Source organism: Undibacterium sp. TC4M20W, assembly GCF_049340245.1.
In the GTDB taxonomy this organism is placed as follows: Bacteria; Pseudomonadota; Gammaproteobacteria; order Burkholderiales; family Burkholderiaceae_D; genus Undibacterium.
In genome coordinates this window covers 67088-79569 of the sequence record NZ_JBMPPI010000005.1, presented here as the reverse complement: position 1 = coordinate 79569, position 12482 = coordinate 67088, and the positions used below count along the sequence as shown (strand labels likewise).

General features: G+C 47.8%; 12 protein-coding genes, 2 tRNA genes and 1 riboswitch. Of the genes, 8 read left to right on the top strand and 6 right to left on the bottom strand.

The window, feature by feature from the left end:
- The first annotated feature begins 7 nt into the window (after window positions 1-7).
- From ybgF to ACO0LL_RS08435, 4 genes are all read left to right on the top strand, one after another.
- Entirely contained in the window at window positions 8-769 is a 762-nt protein-coding gene (ybgF, locus tag ACO0LL_RS08450; RefSeq protein ID WP_422950419.1) for a tol-pal system protein YbgF, read from the top strand.
- A 172-nt stretch (window positions 770-941) separates the two neighbouring features.
- Window positions 942-1017: transfer RNA gene (locus ACO0LL_RS08445), tRNA-Lys, on the top strand.
- A gap of 64 nt (window positions 1018-1081) precedes the next feature.
- A tRNA-Lys gene (locus ACO0LL_RS08440) sits at window positions 1082-1157 on the top strand.
- A gap of 158 nt (window positions 1158-1315) precedes the next feature.
- On the top strand, window positions 1316-1648 hold the full coding sequence (locus ACO0LL_RS08435) for an SMR family transporter (RefSeq protein ID WP_422950645.1): 333 nt from the start codon (window positions 1316-1318) through the stop codon (window positions 1646-1648).
- A gap of 28 nt (window positions 1649-1676) precedes the next feature.
- On the opposite strand, the gene ACO0LL_RS08430 is transcribed toward ACO0LL_RS08435, so the two are convergent.
- Window positions 1677-2273, bottom strand: a complete 597-nt coding sequence (locus ACO0LL_RS08430) for a hypothetical protein (protein ID WP_422950418.1) — start codon at window positions 2271-2273, stop codon at window positions 1677-1679.
- A 321-nt stretch (window positions 2274-2594) separates the two neighbouring features.
- Between ACO0LL_RS08430 and ACO0LL_RS08425 the strand changes: the two genes are divergently transcribed.
- Together ACO0LL_RS08425 and ACO0LL_RS08420 are read left to right on the top strand one after the other, a co-directional pair.
- The gene (locus ACO0LL_RS08425) at window positions 2595-3467 is read left to right on the top strand and encodes a class I SAM-dependent methyltransferase (RefSeq protein ID WP_422950417.1); all 873 of its coding nucleotides are present in this window, start codon (window positions 2595-2597) and stop codon (window positions 3465-3467) included.
- 152 nt (window positions 3468-3619) lie between these two features.
- On the top strand, window positions 3620-5077 hold the full coding sequence (locus tag ACO0LL_RS08420) for a Ppx/GppA family phosphatase (RefSeq protein ID WP_422950416.1): 1458 nt from the start codon (window positions 3620-3622) through the stop codon (window positions 5075-5077).
- 82 nt (window positions 5078-5159) lie between these two features.
- Here ACO0LL_RS08420 and ACO0LL_RS08415 read toward each other — a convergent pair whose 3' ends face one another.
- The 5 genes from ACO0LL_RS08415 to ACO0LL_RS08395 form a co-directional block, all read right to left on the bottom strand.
- On the bottom strand, window positions 5160-5675 hold the full coding sequence (locus ACO0LL_RS08415) for a hypothetical protein (RefSeq protein WP_422950415.1): 516 nt from the start codon (window positions 5673-5675) through the stop codon (window positions 5160-5162).
- A 162-nt stretch (window positions 5676-5837) separates the two neighbouring features.
- Complete coding sequence (locus ACO0LL_RS08410) at window positions 5838-7982, bottom strand: TonB-dependent siderophore receptor (protein ID WP_422950414.1); 2145 nt, start codon at window positions 7980-7982, stop codon at window positions 5838-5840.
- Window positions 7983-8050: 68 nt separating this feature from the next.
- Window positions 8051-8150, bottom strand: a riboswitch (TPP riboswitch).
- A 109-nt stretch (window positions 8151-8259) separates the two neighbouring features.
- Window positions 8260-8562 (bottom strand): hypothetical protein, encoded by a 303-nt coding sequence (locus ACO0LL_RS08405; protein WP_422950413.1) that lies wholly within the window; start codon window positions 8560-8562, stop codon window positions 8260-8262.
- A gap of 10 nt (window positions 8563-8572) precedes the next feature.
- The gene (locus tag ACO0LL_RS08400) at window positions 8573-9496 is read right to left on the bottom strand and encodes a hypothetical protein (protein WP_422950412.1); all 924 of its coding nucleotides are present in this window, start codon (window positions 9494-9496) and stop codon (window positions 8573-8575) included.
- A gap of 41 nt (window positions 9497-9537) precedes the next feature.
- Window positions 9538-10320 (bottom strand): C1 family peptidase, encoded by a 783-nt coding sequence (locus ACO0LL_RS08395; protein WP_422950411.1) that lies wholly within the window; start codon window positions 10318-10320, stop codon window positions 9538-9540.
- Window positions 10321-10647: 327 nt separating this feature from the next.
- Here ACO0LL_RS08395 and ACO0LL_RS08390 point away from each other — a divergent pair, with 327 nt between their 5' ends.
- Both ACO0LL_RS08390 and ACO0LL_RS08385 read left to right on the top strand, forming a co-directional pair.
- A complete protein-coding gene (locus ACO0LL_RS08390) occupies window positions 10648-11310 on the top strand; it encodes a response regulator (protein WP_422950410.1) in 663 nt (220 codons plus the stop codon).
- 20 nt (window positions 11311-11330) lie between these two features.
- Entirely contained in the window at window positions 11331-12458 is a 1128-nt protein-coding gene (locus tag ACO0LL_RS08385; protein ID WP_422950409.1) for a YiiX/YebB-like N1pC/P60 family cysteine hydrolase, read from the top strand.
- Window positions 12459-12482: the final 24 nt, after the last annotated feature.

The window sequence follows — 12482 nt, the reverse complement described above, 5'->3', positions numbered from 1 at the left end:
GATCGCCATGAAACTTAATTCCATACGCACCACCATTCTTGCTGCCGCGCTGTCTTGCGCATTTTTGCCTACTATGGCGTCTGCCGGTATTTTTGACGATGATGAGGCGCGCAAAGCCATACTGGATTTGCGGGCAAAAGTGGATGCGGTCAATGCCAGGCTTGATTCCAGACTGGAAACCAAGGCAGACAAGGGTACTGCACTGGAGCTGGCAAATGAAAATGAAGCGCTGCGCGCAGAAATATCCAAGTTGCGCGGCCAGATCGAAGTGTTGACCAATGATCTCACCAATGCGCAAAAGCGCCAGCAGGATTTTTACATCGATCTCGACAATCGTATTCGTAAATTGGAACCCAAACGTGTGACAGTAGATGGCCAGGACGCGACTGTCGATGTTAATGAGCAGCGTACTTATGATGCTGCTGGCACCCTGTTTAAAGCTGGTGACTATAAGGCTGCAACGCCTGCCTTATCCAACTTCCTGATGAATTATCCACAATCCGCTTATGCAGGAACTGTGCAGTACTGGCTGGGTCTTGCTTACTTCATGCAGCGTGATTACCGCAACGCCATCGCTAACATGCAACTGGTAGTAAAAAGCTACCCAGACCACCCCAAGGTACCCGATGCCTTGCTGAATATCGCCGCTTGCCATATCGAACTCAAAGAAAAACCTGCAGCCAAAAAAGTGCTGGAAAGCGTTCTGGCCAAATACCCGGACACTGAAGCTGCGCAGGCAGCCAAAAATCGTTTGGCGGGGTTGAAGTAAGTCAGCCCCATAGTGGCGTTGCTGAACGGCGACGCCAGAATCTCTTGCCTTGCATACTGTCCTCCCTATAGCAGGACAGGAAAATCAGGCCTGCCTGACAGGCCTGTCCTTTCTTATTCCTGTAACGCCGTTGACAGAGTATCTGGAACATACTATAATTTTGGTCTTTCGGGGGTCGTTAGCTCAGCTGGTAGAGCAGCGGACTTTTAATCCGTTGGTCGCAGGTTCGAATCCCGCACGGCCTACCACGAATTACAAAGACTTAGGTCGTGTTACTAAGTCTTTAAATTTTTTAGCAATTGCAATAATTTTGGGTCGTTAGCTCAGCTGGTAGAGCAGCGGACTTTTAATCCGTTGGTCGCAGGTTCGAATCCCGCACGGCCTACCAAGATTTATGGCAAAAAGCCAACCTTACGGGGTTGGCTTTTTGCTTTTCTGCATTTGGCATAACCTCAATACCTCAATACCTCAATAAATTGAGTTTAAGTATTGCCGCTGATATTTCAATCAGGCGACTTACCTGCAACAACGTCAGGAGCTGGCATCATAAATAAATGGCTGTTACTAGGCATTGCCATCATTGCTGAAACCATCGCTACTTCATCATTGAAAGCGAGCGAGGGGTTTACCAGATTGTGGCCATCAGTTTTAGTGGTGCTGGGATATGGTTTGGCGTTTTATTTTCTGTCGCTGACTCTGCGTGTGATACCTGTGGGTGTGGCTTATGCAGTCTGGTCTGGTGTTGGCATCGTGCTGGTCACTCTTTTAGGATGGTTTTTGTTTGGGCAAAAACTGGATATGCCTGCCCTGATTGGTATCGCCTTCATCATGGCTGGTGTGATTATCATGAATGTATTTTCCAGGGCTGCCGCGCATTAAATCACCGCAGCCTTTGATTATAAGTGCTTCAGGCGCGCTGCCAGTGCATGACCCAGTTCTCTTGCCAGCTTTGTCCCTGGTCGCGTGAGATGCTCTGGTACCAGCGGCAGGAATTGCTGGTGATCTGGTCCCAGACGCCACGCACCAGTATGGCTTGTTCTCCGTCCTTGTATTCTGATTCCCAGGTGCCTACGCCATTAACAAAACTGCCCAGGGATGGTGGTGGGGTCAATACGCCATTTTTTCCATTGACCCAGTAGTCGGCCCATAACTTTCGTTCTGTATCGAGCAGCCTCAGGCCCATGCCGCTAAAGTCGCGTGCGGGTATGCGCAGTTCTTCTACGCTGGCGATGCCGCCAAGTATTTCAATGACGCTGGCTTCGCCTTCAAAAATATCCCATTCCTTGTCTTTCAGGCGGCGGTGTTTGATTTTCCAGTTGCCAGACAAGAAGTGAAAGTCTCCGGGCTTGCCTGTTGCAGCAGGAGTGGCTGGAGATGATATGGTCGCTGTTGTTTCTATTGCCGTTGCTGATGCGGCAAGCCCCGCAGCCAGTTGCAGCAAATTGCGGCGTTTCAGATCGGATGGGTCTGTCGGTTCAATTTCGTTTTTGGCGATGGTGCTCATAGGGTCTCCTTGCTTATTGATCAGAGTAATGTGTGTTGCTGTCATTCATCCTGCTGGTGACGGGCAAAGCTTAAATCGCTAATAGGCTATTATTTATCCTAATTGTTTGCCATGATGCATGCTTGCCCTTTAATGATTGCGTAATTGACACAGACTGTGTCATCCATACTTTTGAAGGGGAAATTTCTCTGAAAGACTGTTAAGGTAAATTACGACCTGATTTGACATCGACTGTGTATGACGAAAGCCTGTTTTTTTGCCGGGTAAGTACTTATGCCTTATCATGCTGGACCTTATGTTAGTGCACGATGAATGAAAGCCATGAAAAAGAAAACTGCCAGTACCGCCCCTGCGGATAAGTCGGAAAAGCATGAAATACGCCCTGGCCAGTCGCTGGAGTTGCTCAAGGAACTGCACATCCTCACGCGTGATGGCAAGATGAACCAGGATAGCCGCCGCAAGCTCAAGCAGGTTTATCATCTGTACCAATTCATAGAGCCGCTATTGCAGAAATTGCAGCAAGACCATGCCGATATCAGCCTGGTGGATCATGGTGCGGGCAAGTCTTATCTGGGATTCATTCTGTATGACCTGTTCTTCAAATCTGAGCAGGCACAAAGCAAGGCCAGAATTTATGGCATAGAGACGCGTGATGAACTGGTGCAGCGCTCGACCGAACTGGCGCAGCGCCTGGATTTTCCTGGCATGTCTTTTTTGAATTTATCTGTTGCCGATTCGATTACTTCATCGGCTCTGCCAGAAAAAATCGATATCGTCACGGCCTTACATGCCTGTGATACCGCTACAGATGATGCAATACAGTTTGCGCTAAAGAAAAAAGCACAGTTCATGGTACTGGTACCTTGTTGTCAGGCAGAGGTCGCAGCAGAGTTGCGCAAGTCCAAGGGCGATGCGGTACAAAATAATCCATTGTCAGAAATGTGGCGTCACCCCATACACACGCGCGAATTCGGTAGCCAGATCACCAATGTACTGCGTTGCCTGCAACTGGAAGCACATGGATATCAGGTTAGGGTCACGGAACTGGTAGGATGGGAACATTCGATGAAAAACGAACTCATCGTGGCAGAATACAAGGGCTTGCCAGCCAAACGGCCAGGAGAGCGTTTGGCTGAAGTGCTGAAAACCACAGGGCTGGAAGCCATGCAGAGAAGATTTTTTGTCCAGTCTTAAGCATTTTGTGGCACACAGACCACCGCAGTTTATCAAGGTCACTGTATGGTCATAAAAAATGATTAATATCATTTATGCTTATTCTGCAATTCACCTGTTTTTTCGGTGCGTTTTTTGATTGTTATATTCACACTCAGTAAAGGATAGAAAACATGCTGGCCGCCGTTGATCTAGGTTCCAACAGTTTTCGCATGCACATCGCCCGGCATGAAGGCGATGTCATCAAAGTCATCAAGAGCGCGCGCGACCCTATACGTCTTGCAGCAGGCCTGGATAAAAATGGCAACTTGACGCCAGAGGCCATGCAGAAGGCGATTAATTGCCTGGCGCGCTTTCGTGAAATTCTGAATGCCTACCCGGTAGAAAGCGTCAGGGTAGTCGCTACCAATACCATACGCATTGCAAAAAACGCAGCGCAATTATTGCCGCTGGCAGAGGCTGCCATAGGTTGCCCGATTGAGGTAATTTCTGGTGAAGAAGAAGGGCGTCTGATCTATATCGGTGTATCGAATGCCGTGGCAGTGCCAGGTGAACGTCGGCTGGTCCTCGATATCGGTGGTGGCTCGACTGAAGTGATACTCGGGCATGGGCATGAGATTTTGAAGGTCGAATCCTTCAGCATAGGTACAGTCAAGCATAGTGCAAGTTTCTTCCCTGACGGACGTTTGACGGATGCCGCATTTGAAGCTGCCATCCTGTCGGCCCGCTCCATGTTTGAAGATGCGGCACCACCTTACCAGCCACAACACTGGCGCAAGGCCTACGGCTCCTCAGGTACCATGCGGGCGATTTCTGATGCCATCAGCAAAGGTGGCCTCGGTGATGGCAGCCTGACCCTGAAGAGCCTGAATGCACTCAAACAATATTGCGTGCAATGCGGGCAGATAGATCAGCTGGAGTTGAGCGGCATCAAGCCTGAGCGAGTCGCGATGGTAGTAGGTGGGCTCGCCATACTGATAGGCCTGATGACAGAATTTAATATCAGTGTCTTGCAGCCGATAGAAGCCGGTTTGCGCATGGGGGTGATGTGGGATTTGTACCTGCGCGCCACCAGACGCGACCGCCGTGAAGTTGCCGTCGAATCGTTTGCGAATTTATTCCGTACTGATATGTCGCGGGCGAACCGCGTCGCAGATATGGTCAAGTCCCTGTATCTGCAATTGAAACCTGCTGGCGATACCTATGTGCGCTTATTGCAATGGAGTGCGACCCTGCATGAAGTCGGCATGGCGATTTCGCATACCGGTTATCACAAGCACGGCGCTTACATGATAGAGAATGCCGACATGGCGGGCTTTACCACGCGTGAGCAAAGAGTGATGAGCAAGCTTATCCTCAGTCAGAAAGGCAATCTGCGCAAGGTCGGTGATGGTCTGGCTGACCAGGATTTTGCCAAGGCGGTGCTGGCACTGCGTCTGGCAGTGATGCTCATGCATTCACGCGCTGAAATTGATTTTGAAGATGTGCGCCTGAAAATGAAAGGCAGAGTTGAGCTTGAAATGAAACGCGACTGGGTCAGTGTCCACCCCACAGTTGCTTACTGGCTGCAAAAAGAAATTGAAGCCTGGCGTGAGATAGGCATAGATTTTCTGGTCCGGGCGAACGTGTAATTTTTCCTGCACCTTACTAATCCCTCCCTGCCATCACGATTGTGCCTGGCAAGGAGAGCTAAGCAAATTCGATCAAACGCAATCAAATGCAATCCGCCACCATAATGGACCTGAACACGCGACCCAGGCGCTTGCCTGATTTGTTATAGGCCTCGAAAATTATCGTGCCACCAAATTTGTTGGCTTTACTGCCTGCACCCCCGACCATATCGTAATAATGCACCTTGCTCACTTCCTTTAATGGGAATGAAACCAGCGGTTTTTGTCCGGCATAGGGGTCTTGTTGCAATTTATGGATATGAATGAGGGCGGTCTCTGCTTCATTAAGTTTGCCAAAGGCGGCTGAATACGGATCTGTCTCATAGTCCAGTGCAGGCGATATCAGGTACTCTTTCATCTTGATATCCTGATTGGCGGGCTTGCCGTCAATTTTCCCTGCGAGCTTGCCGTCTGCCAGTTTGTCTATCTGTATTTCAAACTGGTGCTTGCCATTCCCAAAATCAGGGAAATTGGCACGGCATTTCAATACTTCATCTGCGCTTGCAAGACTGGCGAGCAGGCTGCCTGCGATTACAAAAATATACTTGAGGGTATTCATCATGTCCTTACTCATAGGTTTGCCTGAATGCGAGCTATAAGGATGACATATTCTCTATCTAATGCCACGTATAGACTAAAAAGTATTAAATGGCAGTACTGCGGGCAATAAAAAAGCGATGCCAGATAAGCTGACATCGCTTTTTGAATGGATCATGCCGTATCAGAAATCAAATTGTGCTGATACTTTATAAGTGCGCGGCGCACCTGGGAATAAATAACCACCCAATGATTGGGTCACATCACGCCAGTAAAACTTGTCAAGTGCATTGTCGATGTTAAAGCGCAGGGTAGTGGCCGTATTGCCGATTTGCGTTGCATAGCGCGCCCCCAGATTGACGACGTGATAGCCAGGCACGGTAACGCTATTGTCCGGGCTGAAGGCCTTGCTGCTGGCGTATTGCCAGCTCGCATTCACATTCAAACCCTTGACTTCAGCTATCACATAATCTGCATAGACTGTCGATTTAAAGCGTGGCACATTCATGACGCGCTTGTCATCAAGGCTGCTGATGCCGGTGTTTTGCTGTTTGGCATCCAGTGCAGTGATGCTTGCACCCAGATTCAGTTGCGATGTCAGCTTGCCCTGGGCAGAGAGCTCCAGGCCAGTATGCAGGGCTTCACCATTGCTGACATAGGTATTGCTGCTATTGGTATATTCCAGCGGTTTCTTGATGCGGAAGATGGCTGCAGACAGGCTCAGGTCGCGTTGTACATCGGCCTTCACACCAAATTCAATTTGCGTGGATTTGCCTGGGTTCAGCATCTGGCTGGCATTGCTGGTGCCGAATGGCGCGATGCCGCCGTGTTCCAGCCCCTGGGCAAAACTGCCATACACAGAAACTTGTTGTAATGGTTTGAATACCAGTGCAGCTGTCGATAGGAATTTGTTCTGGTCGTAGCCCGGATTATCAAGTTGCGTGCGCGAGATGTTCAGATGACGCAGACCCAGATGCAATTTAAGGTTGTCTTGCAGACTGATAATGTCCTGTACAAATGCTGACCATTCCTTGTCAGTACGGCGCAGCAAAACCGGGCCGGTTTTATTTGCAGATGGTATTACGCTGACAGGACGGAACAAATTACTGCTGCCCGCATAGTCATATACATAATCACCAAAATAATCTTTGCGCTGTGAATTGCTGAGGCCAACAGCCATCTCGTGCTGCATGCCAGCCAGATTGAGTTTGCCATTCAGCAGGGCTTGTGTGCCCCACAGTGATTTGGATTCATTCACGCTTTGATAGTCATACACATCATAGTCGCCATTTGCGCAATAGCCTGGATACAGATTGGCGGCGCCACAGCCATAAGGGAAAGCCGTGTAGTCGTCGCGTTTGAATTCATGTTTGTTGGCGGCGACACTTGCGCGCCAGTCAGCATTGATCTGGTACTCAAAACGCAGGCCAAGATTGCTGTTGCGGGTATCTACCGGTCTTGCCCATGGCTGAGCATTGAGCATCAGGTCTGCAGGGACACCACGTGGTAAATCCGTGCCATTGAATAATTGAAAACCTGGCACTGACAATTGCGATTTGTGCTGGTAGTCGGCATCGATTTGCAGCAGTGCTTGTGGTGTGATGTGCCAGTCAAATGCGGCAGAAACAAACTGACGGTTACCATCGGCTCCTTTGACATAAGAGCGCAGGCGTTCACCCGCTGCATTGATGCGAAAGCCAAATTGCTTGTCGCTGGAATTGTCACTGATATCCGCTGCGCCATATACAGTGCCACGCTCACTGATTTCAAATGTGGCAGAGCGAACTGCATAGCTGGCAGGGCGTTTGGTCACATAATTAATGATGCCGCCTGGCGTACCAAAACCAGCCTGAAAGCCTGCTATGCCCTTGAGTATTTCTACACGCTCCTTATTTTCCAAAGGAATGGAAGCATCACCAGGAATGGCAAAACCGTCTTTGCGGTAGCTGCTGGAATTATCCAGGGCAAAACCACGTATGGAGAATTGCTCGGCATAACCAATGGCGTTATACGCATCATTGACACTGGCGTCATATTTCATCGCATCCGTGGTCTGGCGTATGCGCAGGTCCTGCATCTGTGCCGTGCTGAAGGCATTGACTGAGTTAGGCGTATCCAGCAGTGCCGCATCAATAAAACCTGTGACTTTGCTGCGCTCTACCTTGTTTTCTGTGCCTTTGCTGCCAGTGATGGTCACTTCTGGCAGGGATTTCTCATTTCCTGCAGTGCTCTGGGCGTGCGCAGATGACAGCAGCAGGCAAGCCTGGGCGATAGCGCAGGCAATGATGGTAGGACGTAAAAAGTGTGGGCGTACAGTAAAGTCAGACATGATGTGCTCTTGGTTTGCTTTTAATGCGTTGTGGATGGCAGCGCGGGAGCAAACAAAGAAGCAGGAGGGACCGGGACTTTGCGCTTCCCTTCGCTGGCATTATCCAGATCAGGTAGAAGGGACTCTCTCACCCGGAAATGATTATTCCCAGGACCCCTAGCGTTGAGCCTAGTTTAACATGAAACCGATGCGGCTTTATTTTGACTTTACGAACGCTGTCGCATTTGAGTGAAAAGCGACAGCGTGCCATTCTCATTGCAAACTCAGATTATTGAGTTTAACGAAAGCCTGCGACCATTTTTTTGTTACCTTCAACATAGATTGCGTTGAAGAACAACAAGCTTTTGTTTTTTTCTTTGTATGTTGCAACAAGTTTGTTGATTGTCTTATCTTCTGATAATTCGACCAGTTCCAGAGGGATAATTTCCTCAGCAAGCGAAACTTCATGCAGTACCACATTGTTAAATGGCTCATTGCCAGCATGATAAGAAAAAAGCTTGACGTTGTTGGCTTGTTCAGAAAAATTGATGGCAGTTTGCTGGGCCAGTAAAGTTTTTGTTCCACTGATTTGTGCGTCCATGATGGTCTCCTTATTTGGTTGTATTAAATGCGTCGAGCAATGTTTTGAGATAGGCTTTGTTCGACTGGGTTTTTTTCAATTCAGCATCAAGGTTTTTCCAGACATCGTCATTGCTGATGTTGGCAGGCATGTTGCTGTCCAGTGCTTTCAATATTTTTTTCGCACCAGCGATGTCACCATTCAAGTACATCTCTCTGAGTTTTTTTCTCAATGTGTAGATTTGATTAAAGTCATCCACTGTGGCATCAAGCACCAGATTGGCACTATCTTTTTCATTTTTTTCTGCGCTGACCGCGTCTTGACCGGCCTTGTTGGCTACTGCAATAACTGCCTCATGCAGCGTTCCAGCATTAAACAGGCTGACCAGGTCAATTTCTGCTTGTTCCAGCGAATATTCTTCAACGCTGAGAAGGGCCAGTTTTTTATAGATGTCAGCACTGATGTTGGCGCGAGATGTCCGCATCTGTGCCACCAGCGTACCGTAGGTTTTATCTGCAAAGAAATTTTTGTCGATTGACAGTCTTGAACCTTTGACGCCTGTCAGCAAGGCGGTCAGATTCTTACGAGCCCTTTCGGCACCGGTCAATGTGGCAGCAGTGGACAAGGCCAGTTCAAGTATGTCTGCGCCAACCTCTGTCTGGGCACGGTTTTCAAACATGCTTCTTTCAAATGCAGAGTAATTGACTTCGATTTCCCTGCGTATACTCAAGACGATGCGATTACGGATAGTTTTTGCTGCTGAGGCGTCTTTTTCTCCAATCGCTTTCTGATAAGCAGTGATATCTGTTTCTTTTTGTTTCGACGTATACCCGGTTTTAGTTATTGCTTCGATCGGTGCCGGGGCTTCGATTTTTTTGATTGGTATAGAGCAGGCTTGTAAAAGCAAAATCACAAATACCCCGGCCAGGTATTTGCTATAGTTTGGAATTGACATGATGTTCTCCCGGAAGATTTTATTGTGTAAATGCAGGGGCTTCAAACTTCCACCAAGCGCAAAGTCCACATGTCGTCGGCCAGATTTCTGTCCGTGACATAGGAGTAAGGGATATAAAAATAGCCTTGGTCTCCCCAGTCGGTGCCCCACGAATTTTGTGCAATGAAGCATTGTGTGGCATCGTCATAGCCGACAGCCATAACGGCATGACCACCGATGGTTTTCTCGCCGCCATTTGGCAGGTTCAGTTTGCCGGTTTTTCTGACTTCTTCACTCCGCAAACTTTCATAGGCAGTGAATCCAAACACAAAGGGATATTGATCTGCAAGACAAGCCTTGAATTGGCTTAGTGATTGTGTCAGTCGCTCGTATTGTATTGACTGGTAATTTTTTGCTTTGTCATAGCATTCTTTGTCTGGCGCGAGGGAAAACTTACTGACGTCATATGGCCAGTTGGTCTCTGGGCATACACCTTCATTGGCGATCGTTTTAAATCCATCCCGGATGTATTCACCGCTATCTGAGCCTTGTGTTCCCTCCAGCAGGCGACCGTTGTAATAAATAAATAAACGCGAGGGCTGGAAAGCAAATTCTCGCTTTTCCCTCAGTTGACAAAAGTAGTGCGCGCTGGCAATGGCATTTGCCGTGCACGAGCCCAGATTGCCTTGAGATACTACAGGTGGGCAAAGTGGGCGCAAATCTACTGCGGCCGGCAAATTGTTGAGCAATTCGAATGATGCCGAATAGCTACGATCCCGGATATCTGGTAAATCTGGCTTCCATCCAAAAAAATACTTGGTTTCCATGTTGGTATTGGCAGGCATGATAAGTCCTTCTTTCGTTGTGGAGTTTATTTTCAGAAACCAAATCTTCATGTCTGAACTTGCGTATTCATCAGCCTTGCTTGCATCGACATTGTTGATATTTTTGCTTTCTGTATTGCCAATATTAGAAGCTGAGTTATGGAAGGAAAATCACTAAAAATGGGGAGGGCGTTGCGCTGCTGAAAAGCTTAGGATGCACCGTACCGGATTAATTTCGACAGGTTCTTTTTTGCGTCATGACGGAAGTCAAGTCTGTGTCATTATTTTTGAATAGCTTTCCCATTTTTTGATAGTGACTTTTACAGGGAAATAAAGTAATTTTCTGATATGAATAAATTGACATCAAAAATTGACGTTGCTCTGGTGGAAGATGATGCGGCTACGCGGGAACGTTTTTGTGCGTCAATTGCAGCTTCTGAATATTTGCGTTTGGTTTATGCAGCGGTATGCGGCAACGATATGTTGAATTGGCTTAAAGACCATCATGCGGATGTCTTGCTCAGTGATTTGGGTTTGCCGGATATCAGCGGTATTGACGTCATCCGGTACTGTGCAATCCGGCATCCTGCAACTGACATTATGGTGATCAGTATGTTTGAAGATGAATCACATGTGCTTGCCAGTATTGAAGCGGGTGCATCCGGGTATTTACTGAAGGATGCAATGGATGATGATATTGAAAAGCAGATCATGTTGCTGAGTTCTGGTGGTGCACCTATGACACCGGTGATTGCCCGGCTGGTATTGCGTAAATTCCGGAAAGAACCCGCCCCTGCCGTTGATGTGCCTCCAGGCGGGGCATTGACCCCACGTGAACTGGAAGTGCTGAACTATATTTCGCGAGGATTTAAATATGCAGAGGTGGCACGTTTGCATGAAGTATCGATACATACCGTGCATACACACATTAAAAATATCTATGTGAAATTGGCAGTGCATTCCAAAAGTGAAGCTGTGTATGAAGCAAACAAATTAGGCTTGTTGAAATAAACTAATGTATCGGAGGTTCCATGTTTTCAAGTATAAATGAACTCTCACCCTCGCCAGATAAACTGCAAACCGGCGATCTTCTGTTCCCCAGGACACCAGACTCAAAAATTCCCTTGGCCCCATCTTTCAATGCTGATTTTCTCCAGTTTAAGAGTTTGAATGATGAATCACAGATATTAGCGAATGTGAAAGAGCGAATCTGGACTGTAGATGGTGCTGGAGATGGGGACACAAAGCAATTCTTTTTGCTGGAAAAATTTTATGGCGATTCTTTATATGACATGCCGGAAAACAAATTACTGCATGAGGCCTTTAAGGTCAAAGACGCCATCAGTTCTTTCTTGCCGGATTTTTCTAACATCTTTGGATTTGATGCAAACAGTACGTTGGATGATTTTCTGAAAAATCCATTGGTCATGTTATTTCGCGCTGGTTTGGGTGGCCCGGACAATGAATTTAGCCTGGGAAATTTCGATGGGCATCTTGGACCATATTATATTGGTCATGTTGCCATGGCTGTACGGCGTGATCAGCAGGTGTTTGTGATTGAGGCGAATGCCTCAGATTTTAGCCATTACCGTGTTTCTTTGCATCCGTATGATGATGCAGCTGAATTAAGCCAGGAGATTGCATGGCCGACGGGTGCAGGCATCGAGCGCTTGCGTTCCTGGCGCAATCAGAAACTCGCAAGGGGAAACTATATCTGGGCCGCTAGACCAAAAGATGCAGGTCAGGAGCTGTCACTTGAAATGAAGCAAATGGTCGAGGCACAAGCCAAATTAATGCTGGGCAGACCTTACGATATGTTTGACACCAAGACCTTGGGCGATGATGATCGCATTTATTGTAGTGAGTTTATTTTCAGAGCATTCAAGTTAGGTGCCAATATAGATGTTACTGATCAGGCGACATGGCAATGGGTAGTTGATCGCCTGTTGGACTTATCCGATATGCATGGCCCAAGCAAGGCCCTTTTATCTGAGGTATTAACGCATGCATTGAGCTTGGCGGGCATACAGCTATCGCATCCATTCCCGTGGATGACTCCAAAGATGCTTTATCATAGCCAAGTGCTCGACACTAGCTACCACAGGCCACCTAACTTCCCAGCTGGTAAAGCGGGATCAGGAAACTTTCCCTACGCCTGATGTGTTGATGTTAAAAAAGAGGCC

Bases quoted from the DNA above. Each gene is read 5' to 3' on its own strand.
- ACO0LL_RS08395 (WP_422950411.1), bottom strand. From the start codon at position 10,320: ATGCCTGCCAATACCAACATGGAAACCAAGTATTTTTTTGGATGGAAG.
- ACO0LL_RS08415 (WP_422950415.1), bottom strand. From the start codon at position 5,675: ATGAATACCCTCAAGTATATTTTTGTAATCGCAGGCAGCCTGCTCGCC.
- ACO0LL_RS08390 (WP_422950410.1), top strand. From the start codon at position 10,648: ATGAATAAATTGACATCAAAAATTGACGTTGCTCTGGTGGAAGATGAT.
- ACO0LL_RS08420 (WP_422950416.1), top strand. From the start codon at position 3,620: ATGCTGGCCGCCGTTGATCTAGGTTCCAACAGTTTTCGCATGCACATC.
- ACO0LL_RS08385 (WP_422950409.1), top strand. From the start codon at position 11,331: ATGTTTTCAAGTATAAATGAACTCTCACCCTCGCCAGATAAACTGCAA.
- ACO0LL_RS08400 (WP_422950412.1), bottom strand. From the start codon at position 9,496: ATGTCAATTCCAAACTATAGCAAATACCTGGCCGGGGTATTTGTGATT.
- ACO0LL_RS08405 (WP_422950413.1), bottom strand. From the start codon at position 8,562: ATGGACGCACAAATCAGTGGAACAAAAACTTTACTGGCCCAGCAAACT.
- ACO0LL_RS08410 (WP_422950414.1), bottom strand. From the start codon at position 7,982: ATGTCTGACTTTACTGTACGCCCACACTTTTTACGTCCTACCATCATT.
- ybgF (WP_422950419.1), top strand. From the start codon at position 8: ATGAAACTTAATTCCATACGCACCACCATTCTTGCTGCCGCGCTGTCT.
- ACO0LL_RS08425 (WP_422950417.1), top strand. From the start codon at position 2,595: ATGAAAAAGAAAACTGCCAGTACCGCCCCTGCGGATAAGTCGGAAAAG.
- ACO0LL_RS08430 (WP_422950418.1), bottom strand. From the start codon at position 2,273: ATGAGCACCATCGCCAAAAACGAAATTGAACCGACAGACCCATCCGAT.